Raw genomic sequence first — 15974 nt, 5'->3', positions numbered from 1 at the left:
CCCGGGGGTACCCGGTGTTGCGGGACCGGAACGACCGGACCGTACAGGGAGGCGACACACATGGGCCTCGGCGGATGCATCATCCTCATCGCCGTGGGAGCCATCCTCACGTTCGCGACCGACTGGGACATGCAGGGGGTCAACCTCGACCTGGTCGGAGTGATCCTGATGATCGTCGGACTGATCGGCGTCACGACGTTCAGCAGCATCGCCAGGCGCCGGCGCGTGGTGGTGCCCCCCACGACGCCGGTCGTGGACGACGGACGGCGCCCCACACGCGACGGCTACAGCGACGGCTACGGGGTGTGACCCCGCCCCGGATCAGCTGTCCATCCCGGCAAGGACCAGGGGCAGCCGGGCCGTCCCCGACGCGGTGAGACGGACCGGCACGCCCCAGTCCTGCTGGTGGACGTGGCAGGCCGGGTACGCGTTGCCGGGATCGTCGTCGCAGGAGGCGGCCATCGCGGAGACGTGCAGCACGCCCTCCGGCACGGAGGGGTTCAGGTCGAGGGTGCGGGACAGCTCCGTCCCCGCGCCCTCGCCTTCGCGCAGCAGCTCCGCCGGGGTCGAGGAGACCAGCAGGCGCGTGGAGGGGCCGTAGCGCTCGTCCAGCTTCTGCCCCGCGGGCGCCCGGAAGACGACGTCCAGCCGCAGACGCCCCGGGGCGACCTCGATCGGCTCCCGCCGGGTGCGGTGGGCCACGCCCGCAACCTTCACCGCCTCCTCCGGCAGCCGCAGCCGGGTCAGCCGGTGCCGGGCCGACTCCACGACCACGATGTCGTCGCCCGCGAGCACCGCGTCGCTGGGTTCGCGCAGGTCCGTGGCCAGGGTCGTCACCTCACCGGTCGCCGGGTCGTAGCGGCGCAGGGCGTGGTTGTAGGTGTCGCTGACCGCGACCGAGCCGTCGGGCAGGGCCGTGACGCCCAGCGGGTGCTGGAGCAGGGCCTGTGCGGCGGGGCCGTCCCGGTGGCCGAAGTCGAACAGGCCGGCGCCGACGGCGGTGTGGACCGAGCCGTCGGGATCCACCCAGCGCAGGGCGGACGTCTCCGAGTCGGCGAGCCAGAGCCGCTCGTCCGTGGCGGCGAGCCCGGACGGCTGCGCGAACCAGGCCTGGTCGCCCGGCCCGTCGACCAGCCCTTCGTTGGTCGTCCCGGCCGTGACGGCCACCGTCCCGTCCCGCGGGTCGTACGCCCACAGCTGGTGCACCCCGGCCATGGCGATCCACACCCGGCCCCGCCACCAGGCGACGTCCCAGGGCGAGGACAGGTCGACCTCGCGGGCCGGGCCCGAGGTGGGGGAGCCCTGCCACCACTGCCGGCCCGTGCCGGCGAGGGTGGTGACCTCGCCGGTGGCGAGGTCCAGCCGCCGCAGGGCGTGGTTGACGGTGTCGGCGACGACCACCGACCCGTCGTCGAGGACGGCGAGCCCCTGCGGCTCGTTGAACGTGGCGGTGCCGGCGGCCCCGTTGGCGAAGCCCCGCGTGCCGGCGCCGATCCTGCGCAGCACGCTCTCCCCGTCCGCGGCGAGCTCCACCAGCTGGTGCCGGGTCGTGTCGCTCACCAGGAAGGTCCCGCCCGGCAGCGGCACGGCCTTGCCGGGGAAGCGCAGCACCGTCGGCTCCGGCTCCGGCGCCACGTAGGGCCCGTCGCCGCGCCGCAGCGTGCCCTTGGCCGCGTGCTCGTCCTCCAGCTCCCCGACCAGCCGCTCGATGGCGTGTACATGCCCTTCACCGGCGTGCTGGGCGACGACGTACCCCTCGGGGTCGATCACCACGAGTGTCGGCCAGGCGCGCACGGCGTACTGCTTCCACGTGGCCAGCTCCGGGTCGTCGAGCACCGCGTGCTCCACCCCGTAGCGCTCCACGGCGTCGACGACCGCTCCGTGCTCCGCCTCGTGCGCGAACTTCGGGGAGTGCACCCCGACGACCACGACCGTGTCCCGGTGCTTCTCCTCCAGCTCCCGCAACTCATCCAGGACGTGCAGGCAGTTGATGCAGCAGAAGGTCCAGAAGTCCAGGACGACGATGCGTCCGCGCAGATCGGCGAGCGTGTACTGCTGCCCGCCCGTGTTCAGCCAGCCACCCCTGCCGATCAGCTCGGGGGCACGGACGCGGACGCGTCGGGGTGCGGAGTCGTTCATGACCCCAGGGTGTCATCCGGCCCCGGCGTCCGGTCCAGCGCGTGACCGGTCGTGGCGTCCACGTGGTCCGGGACCTCGTCGTGGCGGTCGCCGACGGTGAGGGTGCCGGTGGGCTCGAACATCAGGATCGCGGTCGGCACGGGGGCGTACGGCTTGTGCTCGGTGCCGCGCGGGACGGTGAAGACGCTGCCTGTGGGCAGGACGACCGTGCGCTCGCCGGACGGCTCGCGCAGGGCGATGTGCAGCTCGCCGTCGAGAACGAGGAAGAACTCGTCGGTGTGGTCGTGCGCGTGCCAGACGTGGTCGCCCTCGACCTGGGCGATCCGGACGTCGTAGTCGTTGACGGCGGTGACGATGCGAGGGCTCCACCGCTCGGTGAAGGAGGCCAGGGCGTCGGCGAGGGAGACGGGTTCGTGGGTCATGAACCGATCCTGCGGGGTGCCGTACGGCGCCCACGAGTGCTAGGAATCGCACATGTCGCAAGAATCCTCGCAGCGCCCGCACCGGGTCGCCGTGATCGTGGACGAGGGGACCAACCCCTTCGAGGTCGGGGTGGCCACCGAGCTGTTCGGGCTGCCGCGGCCCGAGCTGGGGCTGCCGGGGCCGCTGTACGAGGTGACGCTGTGCGCGCCCGTGCCGGAGGTCCGGATGAACCACGGCTTCTTCACGCTGAGCGGCGTCCCGGGCCTGGACGCCGTGGACGGGGCGGACACGCTGGTGGTGCCGGGCCGGCCGGACAACGTCGTGCCCCGGGTCCCCGCCGTCCTGGACGCCATACGCCGCGCGCACGCCCGCGGCGCCCGAGTGGTCAGCTTCTGCACCGGCGCGTTCGCACTCGCCGAGGCCGGGCTGCTGGACGGCCGACGGGCGGCGACGCACTGGCGCTGGGCGGACTCCTTCCGCCGGCTGCACCCGCGGGTGCTGCTGGAGCCGGACGTCCTCTTCGTCGACGAGGACGACGTCCTCACCGCGGCGGGCAGCGCGGCCGCGCTCGACCTGGGGCTGTACCTCTGGCGCCGTGACCACGGTGCGGAGATCGCCAACCACGTCTCCCGCCGGCTGGTGTTCGCCGCGCACCGGGACGGCGGGCAGCGGCAGTTCGTGGAGCGGCCGGTGCCCGAGGTGCGGGACGCGTCGCTGGCGCCGCTGCTGCAGTGGGCGCAGGAGCGGCTGGGCGAGCCGCTGACGGTGGCGGACCTGGCCGCCCGCGCGCGGGTCAGCCCCGCCACGCTGCACCGCCGCTTCCGTGCCCAGCTCGGCACGACTCCGCTGGCGTGGCTCACGGGCGAGCGCGTGGCGCTGGCCTGCCGGCTGATCGAGCGGGGTGAGGAACGGCTGGACGTGGTGGCGGCCCGGAGCGGGCTCGGGACGGCCGCCAACCTGCGGGCGCGGCTGCGGCGGACGACCGGGCTCAGCCCGTCGGCCTATCGGCGGCGTTTCGGCAGCGGCGGCGGGGAAGCCCTGGTCTCATGAGATTCCTCGTGTACGACCGGCTCCTCGGCTTCGGTGACGACTACTGGATCGAGGACGAGCACGGCTCCAAGGTGTTCCTCGTCGACGGCAAGGCCCTGCGGCTGCGCGACACCTGGGAGCTGAAGGACGCCCAGGGCCACGTCCTCGTCGACATCCACCAGAAGATGCTCGCCCTGCGCGACACGATGGTGCTGCAGCGGGCCGGGGAACCGCTGGCGACCATCCGCCGCAAACGGCTGTCCCTGCTGCGCAACCACTACCGGGTGTCCCTGGCCGACGGCAGCGAACTGGACGTCAGCGGCAAGATCCTGCACCGGGAGTTCGCCGTCGAGTACGACGGGGAACTGCTCGCGGTGATCTCCCGCCGGTGGCTGACCGTGCGGGACACCTACGGCGTGGACGTCGTGCGCGAGGACGCGGATCCGGCACTGCTGATCGCGGTGGCGGTGTGCGTGATCCACCTGGCGGAGAAGGAACGGGAGGACTGACGGCGTCCGGTCGGGGCCTGCGCGGCGCCCGGTCGGGGCCTGGGCGGCTGCCGGTCAGGGCCTGCGCGGCGGCCGGAGTCCCAGCATCCGGTCCTTCAGCGCCGGGAACTGCTCCCGTGTCGTCGCGACCTTCGCCGGGTCGAACTCCACGGTGAGGACCTCCTCGCCGGCCCCGGCCTCGGCCAGCACCTCGCCCCAGGGGTCGACCACGATCGAGTGGCCGGACTGGGGAACGCCGGCGTGCGTCCCGGCCGTCGCGCAGGCGAGGACGAACGACTGGTTCTCCACGGCCCGGGCCCGGGCCAGCAGCGTCCAGTGGGACCGGCGGCGCTCCGGCCAGCCCGCCGACACCACCAGTGTCTCGGCCCCGGCGTCGACGAGCCCGCGGAAGAGTTCGGGGAAGCGGAGGTCGTAACAGGTGGCCAGGCCCAGGGTCGTCGCGGGCAGACGCACCGTCACCAGCTCGGTGCCGGCGCCCATCAGCACGGCCTCGCCCTTGTCGAAGCCGAACCGGTGGATCTTCCGGTAGGCGGCGGCCAGGTCGCCGGAGGGCGAGAAGACGAGGGACGTGTTGTACAGGGGACCGTCCGGGTCCCGCTCGGGGATGGACCCGGCGTGCAGCCAGACGCCCGCGTCGCTCGCGGCCTTGGCCATGGCCTCGTGGGTCGGGCCTTCGAGCGGTTCGGCCTCCGTCCCGAACGCGTCGTAGGCAAAGGCGCCGGTGGTCCACAGCTCGGGGAGGACGACGAGGTCGCTGCCGGCCTGCTCCCGGACCATCGCGGCGGCCCGCCGACGGCGCGATTCGACCGATTCGCCCTCGTCTACGGCGATCTGGATCACAGAGGCGCGCACACTACCACCGTCCTGGCATTCGAGCCGTCCACACGGGCCTACGATCGTCACACGAAAGCACTGCCGGGGTGCCCCACAGCAGCGTAACTTAGCTCGCAAGACACCCGCCGACAGCCGCCACCTCCCACTGGCAACGCCGCCATCACCTGCCCGTGCACCGACCGCCGAGGGGTCCCGTTCCGTGAGTCTGCATCCCACCCTCCAGCCCTACGCCGACGCCTGGACCCACTCCATCGAAGCGATATCCGAGCTGGTCCAGCCGCTCGCGGAGGCCGAATGGAACCGGCGTACGCCGTGCCCCGGGTGGTCGGTGCGGGACGTGGTGTCCCATGTCATCGGCCTGGACTGCGAGATGCTCGGCGACCCGCGCCCCATCCACACGCTGCCGCGCGACCTGTTCCACGTCACCAACGACCACCAGCGCTACATGGAGATGCAGGTCGACGTCCGCCGCCACCACACGGCGCCGGAGATGACCTCCGAGCTGGAGTACGTGATCATCCGCCGCAACCGCCAGCTGCGCAACGACTCGCGTGACCCGGGCACGAAGGTGCGCGGGCCGCACGGGGCGGATCTCACCCTGGAGGAGTCCATGCGCCGGCACGCCTTCGCGGTGTGGGTGCACGAGCAGGACCTGCGCACGGCGCTCGGCCGGCCCGGCAACCTCGACTCCCCCGGCGCGCACATCACCCGTGACGTGCTGCTCGGTGAACTGCCCCGCGTGGTGGCGGAGGACGCGCAGGCGCCGCGCAGCTCGGCGATCGTCTTCGACGTGCACGGCCCGGTCGAGTTCCTGCGCACGATCCGCGTCGACATCCAGGGCCGCGGCACCCTGGAGACGGCCCCGGCGCTGGGCCCGGCGGCCACGCTCACCCTCGACTGGGAGACCTACGTCCGACTGGCCTGCGGCCGCGTGACGCCCGAGGCGGTCTCCGACCGCCTGAAGACGGAGGGCGACCCGGACCTGTCCGCGGCGATCCTGCGGAACTTCACGGTGACCCAGTAGGACACGGACCCCACCAGGAGACGGGCGGCACCGGCCTCACCCGGCCGCGGGCAGCCGTGCCACCGGGGCAATGGCCCCCGGCCGGTGCGGAACCGAGCGCTCGGAGGACGACGGGCGCGGCGGGCATCCCGTCGCGCCGAGCCGCGCAGGGCACGGACCCCTCCCCGCCCCGGCGCCCGCACCCGGGTGCCGATAAACCGGGTGCCGCCGCCCCTCCCCCGGCCGTACCGTCCCCTGCCATGACCCCGCCACCCCGCCGCACCGGCCGCCTCACCTTCCACGGCCCTCTGTCCGAGACCCGAGCGGACGCCCTCGTACGACGCCTCGCGGGCAACTCCCCCGCCACCGTCCTGGACATCGGCTGCGGCCGGGGCGAGCTCATGCTGCGCGTCCTGGCCGCCACCCCGCGGGCGACCGGCACCGGCGTCGACCTCGACCCCGAGGACCTGGCCCGCGGCCGGCGGGCCGCCGAGGCACGCGGACTGACGCCCAGGGTCCGCTTCCTGGAGGAGTCCGCCACCGGCACGCCCCACGGCCCCGCCGACCTCGTCCTGTGCGTCGGCGCCGGCCAGGCCCTCGCCGAGCAGCTCCCCGGCGCACTGGCCGCACTGCGCGGACTCGTCACCGACGGGGGCCGTGTCCTGCTCGGCGAGGGTTTCTGGCAGCGCACGCCCACCCCGTCCGAACTGACCCGCATGTGGCCGGGCGCCGCCGCCACCGACCACCCCGGCCTTGCGGCCCTCGTCGACCTGGCGATCCGGGCCGGGTTCCGGCCGGAGTGGACGGAGACCGCGAGCCTCGACGAGTGGGAGGAGTTCGAGTCGGCCTACCTCGCGGACACCGAGGTGTGGCTCGCGGCGCACCCGGACCACCCCCGGGCCGCGGAGACCCGGCAGCGCGCCGACCGCCACCGCTCCGCCTGGCTCACCTACCGCGGCGTCCTCGGGCTCGCGTACCTCACCCTCGTACCCGTGGCGGCCCGCTGACGCGACGGCTACGCCGGCACGTGCACCGTCTCCACCCGACTCGTCACCAGCCGCTCCCGCTCCCGCCGCGCCGCCCGTCCGCCCAGCCGCAGGATCTGCGTGACGCCGAGCGCCTGCAGCACGAAGACGGCGGAGAAGGCCACCGTGTAGTCGTCGCCGGTGGCGTCCAGCAGCACGCCGATCGCGAACAGCGTGGTCATGGAGGCCACGAAGCCACCCATGTTGGTGATGCCGGAGGCCGTGCCCTGCCGCTCGGGCGGGTTCGCCGGGCGGGCGAAATCGAAGCCGATCATCGATGCCGGCCCGCACGCCCCGAGCACCACGCACAACACGACCAGCAGCCACATGGGGGCGTGCGGCCCGGGGTGGAACAGCGTCGCCGCCCACAGGACGGCCGTCGTGCCGACCGTGCCGAGCGCGAGCGGCAGCCGGGCCCCGTGGTGCCGGGCGACGATCTGCCCGTAGACCAGGCCGACGGCCATGTTGGACAGCACCACCAGCGTCAGGAGTTCACCGGCCGTGGCCCGGGACAGCCCCTGCGCCTCCACCAGGAACGGCAGGCCCCACAGCAGCAGGAACACCATCGCCGGGAACTGGGTCGTGAAGTGCACCCACAGGCCCAGCCGCGTCCCGGGTTCCCGCCAGGAAGCGGCGATCTGACGCCGTACGTAGGCCGTGCCCCGGTGCGCCACCGGCTCCGGCGCGTGGCCCTCCGGGTGGTCCTTGAGGAACAGCAGGACCAGCGCGAACACCACGGCCCCGGCGGCGGCGCTGCCCGCGAAGGCCGCGGTCCAGCCGACACCGTGCAGCAGCCGGGCCAGCACGAGCGTGGAGACCAGGTTGCCCGCCATGCCCACCAGACCCGCGAACTGCGCGACGAGCGGCCCGCGCCGGGCCGGGAACCACCGGGTGCCCAGCCGCAGCACACTGATGAACGTCAGCGCGTCACCGCAGCCGAGCAGCGCCCGCGAGGCGAGCGCCATGCCGTACGACGGGGAGAACGCGAAGCCCAGTTGCCCGGCCGTGAACAGCACCGCGCCGAGCGCGAGCACCTTCTTGGTGCCGAGCCGGTCGACGAGCAGGCCGACGGGTATCTGCATGCCCGCGTAGACCAGCAGCTGGAGGATGGAGAAGGTCGACAGCGCCGAGGCGTTGACGTGGAAGCGGTCGGCGGCGTCCAGGCCGGCCACGCCCAGGGAGGTGCGGAAGATGACCGCCACGAAGTAGACCGAGACGCCGACACCCCAGACGGCCAGGGCCCGCCGTCCGCCTGGGGGTGCTCCCTTCGGGGGAGGATCGCCCGGCAGCGCCGCCGAGCTCATCGGACCTCCCCCCGGGCCAGGTGGGAGAACCAGCCGACGTGGCGGTGGACGAGCCCGACGGCCGCCTCGGCGTCCCCCGCGCGCAGCGCGTCGAGGATCTCCTCGTGCTCCGCGAGGGTCTTGGCGATGCGGTCGGGGTGGGAGTGCATCACCGCCACACCCATGCGCAACTGGCGGTCGCGCAGCTGGTCGTAGAGGCGGGAGAGGATCTCGTTGCCGCCGCTGCGGACGATCTCGGCGTGGAAGCAGCGGTCGGTGACGGCGGCCCCGGCGAGGTCGCCGGCGGCGGCCTGCCTCTTCTGGCGAGCCAGCAGCTCCTCCAGGCGCTCGATGAGCCCGGGGGGCGCGGGCACGGCCTTGCGCGCCGCGTGCTCCTCGACGAGCAGCCGGGTCTCGACCACGTCGGCGATCTCCTGGGCGGAGACGGGCAGGACCAGGGCGCCCTTCTTGGGGTAGAGCCGGATCAGACCCTCGGCCTCCAGCCGGAGCAGCGCCTCGCGCACGGGGGTGCGCGAGACCCCGACGGCCTCGGCCAGCTCGCCCTCCGTGAGGAGCGTCCCGCCCTCGTAATGGCGCTCCAGGACGCCCTGTTTGACGTGGGTGTAGACGCGGTCGGCGGCGGGGGGTTGCTTCACGGCCAGAGTCATGCGAACAGCATAGATACAACAGGTGTGCATGGATGCATCCGTCCAGGATCCGGACGCGTATGTCACACGTCTGTGGCAAAGCAGGGGTCCCGCGCGGTGTGAGCACAACCAACTGTGCTACTTACAAGTCAGACACGTGCGGCCCCTTTCTCCTCGTCCTCAACTCGGCCGCACCGTTGGGGCATTCAACGCAATCGGGGTATCTGACTTGATAACCGGCATTAAGGGCACCCGTTTCCGCAGAGCCGCGGCCGTCGCCGTGACCACCGGCGCCATGCTTGCGACCGGAGCCCTCACCACCACGCAGGCGCAGGCCGCCGCCACGCCCTCGATCGCCGCCAAGGGCGGCTACGTGATGAACAACGCGACCGGCAAGTCGCTCTACACCAAGGCGGCCGACACCCGCCGCTCGACCGGCTCCACCACCAAGATCATGACCGCCCTGGTGGTGCTGAAGCAGTCGAACCTCAACCTGGACAGCAAGGTCACGGTCCAGAAGGCGTACAGCGACTACATCGTCGACAACAACTGGGCGTCCAACGCCAAGCTGATCGTCGGCGACAAGGTCACCGTCCGCCAGCTGCTGTACGGGCTGATGCTGCCGTCCGGCTGCGACGCGGCGTACGCGCTGGCCGACAAGTTCGGCTCGGGCTCGACGCGGTCCGCGCGCGTGAAGTCGTTCATCGGCAAGATGAACACCACCGCCAAGAACCTGGGTCTGAAGAACACCCACTTCGACTCGTTCGACGGCATCGGCAAGGGCGCCAACTACTCCACGCCGCGCGACCTGACGAAGCTCGCCAGCGCGGCGATGAAGAACTCCACGTTCCGCACGGTCGTCAAGACGAAGAAGTACACGGCGAAGACGACCACCAAGTCCGGCGGCACGCGGACGATGGCCCCGTGGGAGAACACCAACCCGCTGCTCAGCAGCTACACGGGCGCGATCGGTGTGAAGACCGGATCCGGCCCGGAGGCCGGGTACTGCCTGGTCTTCGCCGCCACCCGCAACGGCAAGACGGTCATCGGCACGGTCCTCTCCTCGACCAACGGAACCACGCGCAAGTCGGACGCGACGAAGCTGCTCAACTACGGCTTCACCAAGTAGGACCGCTCAACGGAAAGGGGGTTCACCGCCGTCGGCGGTGAACCCCCTTCCTCGTGTGCTCCGGCTACGCCCAGGAGATGAGCCGCTTGGGCTGCTCCAGGATCGCCGCCACGTCGGCCAGGACCTTCGAGCCCAGCTCGCCGTCGACCAGGCGGTGGTCGAAGGAGAGGGCCAGCGTGGTGACCTGACGCGGCTTCACCTTGCCCTTGTGGACCCACGGCTGGAGCTTGATCGCCCCGACCGCGAGGATCGCGGACTCGCCCGGGTTCAGGATCGGCGTGCCCGTGTCGACGCCGAAGACGCCGACGTTGGTGATCGTCACCGTGCCGCCCTGCATGGCCGCCGGGGACGTCCTGCCCTCGCGGGCCGTCGCCACCAGCTCGCCCAGCGACTCCGCCAGCTGCGGCAGCGTCTTGGCGTGGGCGTCCTTGATGTTCGGCACGATCAGGCCGCGCGGGGTCGCGGCCGCGATGCCCAGGTTCACGTAGTGCTTGACCACGATCTCCTGGGCGGCCTCGTCCCAGGACGCGTTGATCTCCGGGTTGCGCTTGATCGCGACCAGGAGCGCCTTGGCGATCAGCAGCAGGGGGTTCACGCGCAGGCCCGCGAACTCCTTGTCCTGCTTCAGCTCCTCGACCAGCTTCATCGTGCGCGTCACGTCCACCGTCACGAACTCCGTGACGTGCGGCGCGGTGAACGCCGAGCCGACCATCGCCGCCGCCGTCGCCTTGCGGACGCCCTTGACCGGGACGCGGGTCTCGCGCGCGGTGTCGAACGAGGCCGGGGCGGCGGCCGGGGCGGGCGTGGGCGCCGGCTCCGGTGCCTGCGGGGCGGCCGCGGCCACGGCCGCGTGCACGTCCTCGCGGGTGATGATGCCGTCCGGGCCGGTCGGGACGACCGTCGTCAGGTCGACGCCCAGGTCCTTGGCCAGCTTGCGGACCGGCGGCTTGGCCAGCGGGCGGTCCGCACCGGCCGGAGCCGGAACGGCCGGTGCCTGAGCCTGAATCTCCGGGGCGTGGCCGTTCAGCTCCGTGTGGATCGCCGTCGAGGCCTGCTGGACCGGGACCTCCGGGCCCTTGCGGGGGCGGCGGCGGGTGGAGGAGGTCGCCACCCCGTAGCCGACGAGGACCGGCTGGCGGCCGGATCCCCCGGACTTCGGCTCGGCCGCGGCCTCGGCGGCCTCCGGCTGCGGCTCGTCGGCGGGCGCGGGGGCGGCACCGCCGCTCACGTCGACCGCGATGATCGACGTGCCCACGTCGACCGTGGTGCCCTCCGGGAAGTGCAGCGCCCGGACCACGCCGTCGTAGGGGATGGGCAGCTCGACGGCCGCCTTCGCCGTCTCGACCTCGCACACCACCTGGCCGTCCGTGACCGTGTCACCGGGCTGGACGTACCACTTGAGGATCTCCGCCTCCGTGAGCCCCTCGCCCACGTCGGGCATCTTGAACTCGCGCACGGACGCTTCCGTCATCGTCGTCACGACCCTCTCCTCAGTACGCCAGCGAGCGGTCGACGGCATCCAGTACCCGGTCCAGGTTCGGCAGGTACTCCTCCTCCAGGCGGGCCGGCGGGTACGGGGCGTGGTAGCCGCCGACCCGGAGCACCGGGGCCTCCAGGTGGTAGAAACAGCGCTCCGTGATCCGGGCGGCGATCTCCGCGCCCGAGCCGAAGAACACCGGCGCCTCGTGGACGACGACCAGGCGGCGGGTCTTCTCCACCGAGGCCTGGACCGAGTCGAAGTCGAGCGGGGAGACCGAGCGCAGGTCCAGGACCTCCAGGCTCTTGCCCTCCTCGGCGGCCGCGTCGGCGGCCTCCTGGCAGAGCTTCACCATCGGGCCGTAGGCGGCCAGAGTCAGATCGGTGCCCTCGCGGACCACCCGGGCCTTGTGCAGCGGGCCCGGGATGGCCTCCGTGTTGACCTCGCCCTTGTCCCAGTAGCGGCGCTTGGGCTCGAAGAAGATCACCGGGTCGTCGCTCTGGATGGCCTGCTGCATCATCCAGTAGGCGTCCGAGGCGTTCGACGGGCTGACCACCTTCAGGCCCGCCACGTGCGCGAAGAGCGACTCGGGGGACTCCGAGTGGTGCTCGACCGCGCCGATGCCGCCGCCGTAGGGGATGCGCACGACGACGGGCATCTTGACCTTGCCCAGCGAGCGGGCGTGCATCTTCGCGAGCTGCGTGACGATCTGGTCGTACGCGGGGAAGACGAAGCCGTCGAACTGGATCTCCACCACCGGGCGGTAGCCGCGCAGGGCCAGGCCGACCGCGGTGCCGACGATGCCCGACTCGGCGAGCGGGGTGTCGATGACGCGGCTCTCGCCGAAGTCCTTCTGCAGGCCGTCCGTCACCCGGAACACACCGCCGAGCTTGCCGACGTCCTCACCCATGATCAGGACCTTGGGGTCGGACTCCAGAGCGTGGCGCAGCGACTCGTTGATCGCCTTGGCCAGTGCCATTTTCTCGGCCATCTCAGTTACCCCCCTCGTCGGCGAAGGACGCCTGGTACGCGGCGAACTGGGCGCGCTCCTCGTCGACCAGCGCGTGCCCGTCCGCGTAGACGTTCTCGAAGATCGCGAAGTGGTCCGGGTCCGGCATGGCACGGACCGCCTCGCGCACTCGCCTGCCCAACGCCTCGGACTCGGTCTCCAGTTCCGCGAAGAAACCCTCGTCCGCGTGGTTCGAGGCCTCCAGGTAGCGGCGCAGGCGCAGGATCGGGTCCTTGGCCTCCCAGGCCTGGCGCTCCTCGTCGCCCCGGTAGCGGGTGGGGTCGTCGGAGGTGGTGTGGGCGCCCATGCGGTACGTGAAGGCCTCGACGAGGGTCGGGCCCTCGCCGCTGCGCGCCCGCTCCAGCGCCCAGCGGGTGACCGCGAGGCAGCCGAGCACGTCGTTGCCGTCGACCCGGACGCCGGGGAAGCCGAAGCCCTGGGCGCGCTGGTAGATCGGCACGCGGGACTGCTTCTCGGTCGGCTCGGAGATGGCCCACTGGTTGTTCTGGCAGAAGAACACGACGGGGGCGTTGTAGACCGCGGAGAAGGTGAACGACTCGGCCACGTCGCCCTGGCTGGAGGCGCCGTCGCCGAAGTAGGCGATCACCGCGCTGTCGGCGCCGTCCTTGGCGACGCCCATCGCGTAGCCGGTGGCGTGCAGCGTCTGGGAGCCGATGACGATCGTGTAGAGGTGGAAGTTGTTGCCGCCCGGGTCCCAGCCGCCGTTGTTCACGCCGCGGAACATGCCGAGCAGGTTGGTCGGGTCCACGCCGCGGCACCAGGCGACGCCGTGCTCGCGGTAGGTGGGGAAGACGTAGTCGTCGTCGCGCAGGGCGCGGCCGGAGCCGATCTGGGCGGCCTCCTGGCCGAGCAGCGAGGCCCACAGGCCCAGCTCGCCCTGGCGCTGCAGGGAGGTCGCCTCGGCGTCGAAGCGGCGGGTGAGCACCATGTCGCGGTAGAGGCCGCGGAGCTCTTCCGGGGTGACACCGGCGACGTACTTGTCGAACTCGGCGTTCTTGACCCGCTTGCCCTCGGGCGTCAGCATCTGCACGAGCTGGGGCTCGGTGCCCTTCGCGCCGGCGTCCTTCTTGGCGGTGGTGCGGGTGGTGCGCTTGGTGCCGGTGGTGCCGGCCTTGCTTCCGGCGCTGCGTCGCGGTGTGCGCGCGGCAGTGCTCTCCACGGTCACGTGTGCTCCTCCGTCGGTCCGGCCCCGGGGTTGCCGGTAGGCCAGTGCGGCTCACCTGTTCTCGGCCCACGGGACACGGGGTGGGTGCCACTCGGCCGGGAACAGGCGTGACAGGTGCCCCGGCGAGCGCCCTGCAGAGAGCACGTTACCCAGTGCGCCACATTTCTGTGAAACCCCCTCTGACCTGCGATTTTGCTTGGAAATCCAAGTAAATCGAGAAGGCGGCGAAGGAGCCCTGGTCACAGCCTTGCAGGAGGCCGGAGCTACCGCACGTTAACCCGGTGACCCAGGTCACGGGAAGAGTCCTTTTCCGGGCGTGCCCCAACGGCACGCGCGCGTGGGCCCCGTCCCCGGGCCCCACGCGCGCGTGGATCATGCTTTTTTCCGGCGGTCAGCCGCCGCTCTCGCCGCCCGGGCCGCCGACGACTCCGGTCGTGGTGCCCGCGTCGGTGCCGCCGGCCGTGTCACCCGGCGGCGTCTCCCCCGGGTCCGTGGGCTCCTCACCGGTCGGCTCGCCGGTGGGCTCCTCGGTGGTCGGCTCGTCCGTCGGCTCGCCGGTGGGCGACTGCGGGGCGCTCTGCGACGGGGTGTAGGACGGGGTGTACGACGGCGTCCAGTTGCCGTTGCCGTTGCCCGTGCCGGTGCCGTCGTCCGTGGAGGTGTCGGTCGGCTCGTCGGTCGCCTCGTCGCTCGGCGTCTCGCTGGGCTTCTTCTCCTCGGCCGTCTGCGAGGAGGTCGGCGACTGCTTCTTGCTCGGGTCGTCCTTGCCGTCACCGGTGTTCTGCAGGGCCAGGGCGACACCCGCGGCGACGGCGATCACCGCGAGCACGGCGAGGATCCACAGCTTGCCGCGGCCGGTGCCCCGGTTGCCCTGCCCCTCGAAGCCGCCGTCGTCCCCGTTGCCGTAGCCCGCGGGCAGGAGGGGCGAGGCGATCTGCGTGGTGCCGGAGGCGTCGCCGGGGTGGCCCATCACGGCCGTGCCGGCGAAGCCGCCCGAGGGGGTGTGCCGGCCCTCGTGCATGTCGACCGGGCCGGTGTTCCAGGTGCCGGTGTGGCCGCCCTGGTCGTAGAGCATCTGCAGCGCGTACTGGACCAGCCCGCGCATCTCCTCGGCCGTCTGGAAGCGGTCGTCGGGATCCTTGGCGAGGGAGCGCATGACCAGGCCGTCCAGCTCCGGCGGGCAGGCGTCGGAGGCCTCGGACGGCGGGGTCGGGATGTCCTGGACGTGCTGGTAGACCACCGACAGCGGGGTCTCGCCGGTGAAGGGCGGGCGCAGCGAGAGCAGCTCGTAGAGCAGGCAGCCCGTGGCGTACAGGTCGGAGCGGTGGTCGACGGCCTTGCCGAGTGCCTGCTCGGGGGAGAGGTACTGCGGCGTGCCCATGACCATGCCGGTCTGGGTCATCGTCGTGGAGGCGCCGTGCAGGGCGCGGGCGATGCCGAAGTCCATCACCTTCACGGCGCCGTTGTGCGTGATGATGACGTTGGCCGGCTTGATGTCGCGGTGCACGATGCCGTGCTGGTGCGAGTAGGCGAGCGCCTCCAGCACCCCCGAGACGATGATCAGCGCCTGCTCGGGACCGGGCGCCTCGGCGTTCAGCAGCAGGTCGCGGATGGTGCGGCCCTCGACCAGCTCCATGACGATGTACGGCACGGACTGGCCGCCGACGAAGTCCTCGCCGGAGTCGTACACGGCGACGATCGCGTGGTGGTTGAGGCCGGCGACCGACTGCGCCTCACGCGTGAAGCGCGCCTTGGACACCGGGTCCTCGGCGAGGTCGGAGCGGAGCAGCTTGACGGCGACGGTGCGCCCGAGGCGGACGTCCTCGGCGGCGAACACCTCGGCCATGCCGCCCCGGCCGAGCCTGTGGGTCAGCCGGTACCGGCCGTCCCCGACCAGCCCGCCGTTCCCCCAGGACTCCGGCGCGTCCGACATGCCGCCGCCAGTCGCCTCGGGGTCGGACGGGCCCTGAGCGCGCTGCTGCTGTGCCATCAGTCCTCGCCGTCGTTTCTGCCCGCGGTGCGCGCGGTGTTGTTACGGTCTCCGTCGGCCACGCTACAGCCTCCGCGCAAGCCTCCGGTCCGAGACGGGGTGCCAGGACCGGCACGAGACGGACGGGCCATGAAACCTTCACTCCGCACTGTCGTGCAAATTCCGTGTGCTGGCCGTACGCCCCCTGTAACGCTTCCGCGACGCTTCTTTCGCGTACGGTCACGGAACGGGCACCGAGCTTGACGTGTCAGTGCCCTGGGGCAGACTTGGCCGGGAATGACGGTGTGGATC

Annotated in this window: 15 protein-coding genes; 6 read left to right on the top strand and 9 right to left on the bottom strand. The window is 72.1% G+C overall.

The window, feature by feature from the left end:
* The first annotated feature begins 60 nt into the window (after positions 1-60).
* Positions 61-309, top strand: a complete 249-nt coding sequence (locus ABTZ58_RS04265) for a DUF6458 family protein (protein WP_184985954.1) — start codon at positions 61-63, stop codon at positions 307-309.
* A gap of 12 nt (positions 310-321) precedes the next feature.
* Here the strand turns inward: ABTZ58_RS04265 and ABTZ58_RS04260 are convergent, their stop codons facing one another.
* Both ABTZ58_RS04260 and ABTZ58_RS04255 read right to left on the bottom strand, forming a co-directional pair.
* Entirely contained in the window at positions 322-2139 is a 1818-nt protein-coding gene (locus tag ABTZ58_RS04260; RefSeq protein WP_351350205.1) for an NHL domain-containing thioredoxin family protein, read from the bottom strand.
* Positions 2136-2561: a cupin domain-containing protein gene (locus tag ABTZ58_RS04255; protein WP_351350203.1), complete on the bottom strand. Its 426-nt coding sequence runs from the start codon at positions 2559-2561 to the stop codon at positions 2136-2138. The genes ABTZ58_RS04260 and ABTZ58_RS04255 overlap by 4 nt, the downstream gene beginning before the upstream one ends.
* A 52-nt stretch (positions 2562-2613) precedes the next feature.
* Between ABTZ58_RS04255 and ABTZ58_RS04250 the strand changes: the two genes are divergently transcribed.
* Entirely contained in the window at positions 2614-3612 is a 999-nt protein-coding gene (locus tag ABTZ58_RS04250; RefSeq protein WP_351350201.1) for a GlxA family transcriptional regulator, read from the top strand.
* Entirely contained in the window at positions 3609-4100 is a 492-nt protein-coding gene (locus ABTZ58_RS04245) for an LURP-one-related/scramblase family protein (RefSeq protein ID WP_351350199.1), read from the top strand. The genes ABTZ58_RS04250 and ABTZ58_RS04245 overlap by 4 nt, the downstream gene beginning before the upstream one ends.
* 54 nt (positions 4101-4154) lie before the next feature.
* Here the strand turns inward: ABTZ58_RS04245 and ABTZ58_RS04240 are convergent, their stop codons facing one another.
* Positions 4155-4952, bottom strand: coding sequence for a carbon-nitrogen family hydrolase (locus tag ABTZ58_RS04240; RefSeq protein WP_351350197.1), 798 nt, complete (start codon positions 4950-4952; stop codon positions 4155-4157).
* A 181-nt stretch (positions 4953-5133) separates the two neighbouring features.
* Here ABTZ58_RS04240 and ABTZ58_RS04235 point away from each other — a divergent pair, with 181 nt between their 5' ends.
* Positions 5134-5958, top strand: a complete 825-nt coding sequence (locus tag ABTZ58_RS04235) for a maleylpyruvate isomerase family mycothiol-dependent enzyme (protein WP_351350195.1) — start codon at positions 5134-5136, stop codon at positions 5956-5958.
* A gap of 239 nt (positions 5959-6197) precedes the next feature.
* Positions 6198-6944, top strand: a complete 747-nt coding sequence (locus ABTZ58_RS04230) for an SAM-dependent methyltransferase (protein WP_351350193.1) — start codon at positions 6198-6200, stop codon at positions 6942-6944.
* Positions 6945-6952: 8 nt separating this feature from the next.
* On the opposite strand, the gene ABTZ58_RS04225 is transcribed toward ABTZ58_RS04230, so the two are convergent.
* Entirely contained in the window at positions 6953-8266 is a 1314-nt protein-coding gene (locus tag ABTZ58_RS04225) for an MFS transporter (protein WP_351350191.1), read from the bottom strand.
* Positions 8263-8913: a GntR family transcriptional regulator gene (locus tag ABTZ58_RS04220; RefSeq protein WP_351350189.1), complete on the bottom strand. Its 651-nt coding sequence runs from the start codon at positions 8911-8913 to the stop codon at positions 8263-8265. Before ABTZ58_RS04220 ends, ABTZ58_RS04225 begins: the two co-directional genes overlap by 4 nt.
* A 208-nt stretch (positions 8914-9121) precedes the next feature.
* Between ABTZ58_RS04220 and ABTZ58_RS04215 the strand changes: the two genes are divergently transcribed.
* The gene (locus tag ABTZ58_RS04215) at positions 9122-10021 is read left to right on the top strand and encodes a D-alanyl-D-alanine carboxypeptidase family protein (RefSeq protein ID WP_309096787.1); all 900 of its coding nucleotides are present in this window, start codon (positions 9122-9124) and stop codon (positions 10019-10021) included.
* Positions 10022-10085: 64 nt separating this feature from the next.
* Here ABTZ58_RS04215 and ABTZ58_RS04210 read toward each other — a convergent pair whose 3' ends face one another.
* The 4 genes from ABTZ58_RS04210 to ABTZ58_RS04195 all read right to left on the bottom strand — a co-directional run bounded on the left by ABTZ58_RS04210 (position 10086) and on the right by ABTZ58_RS04195 (position 15683).
* Positions 10086-11501 (bottom strand): dihydrolipoamide acetyltransferase family protein, encoded by a 1416-nt coding sequence (locus tag ABTZ58_RS04210; protein ID WP_351350187.1) that lies wholly within the window; start codon positions 11499-11501, stop codon positions 10086-10088.
* Between the two features lie 10 nt (positions 11502-11511).
* Positions 11512-12489, bottom strand: coding sequence for an alpha-ketoacid dehydrogenase subunit beta (locus ABTZ58_RS04205; protein WP_351350185.1), 978 nt, complete (start codon positions 12487-12489; stop codon positions 11512-11514).
* Between the two features lies 1 nt (position 12490).
* The gene (pdhA, locus tag ABTZ58_RS04200) at positions 12491-13693 is read right to left on the bottom strand and encodes a pyruvate dehydrogenase (acetyl-transferring) E1 component subunit alpha (protein WP_351350183.1); all 1203 of its coding nucleotides are present in this window, start codon (positions 13691-13693) and stop codon (positions 12491-12493) included.
* Positions 13694-14084: 391 nt separating this feature from the next.
* On the bottom strand, positions 14085-15683 hold the full coding sequence (locus tag ABTZ58_RS04195; protein ID WP_351350181.1) for a protein kinase domain-containing protein: 1599 nt from the start codon (positions 15681-15683) through the stop codon (positions 14085-14087).
* Positions 15684-15974 lie beyond the last annotated feature (291 nt).

Source organism: Streptomyces sp. NPDC094143 (assembly GCF_040303825.1).
Taxonomy (GTDB): Bacteria; Actinomycetota; Actinomycetes; order Streptomycetales; family Streptomycetaceae; genus Streptomyces.
This window is presented reverse-complemented; position numbering and strand designations above follow the sequence as displayed.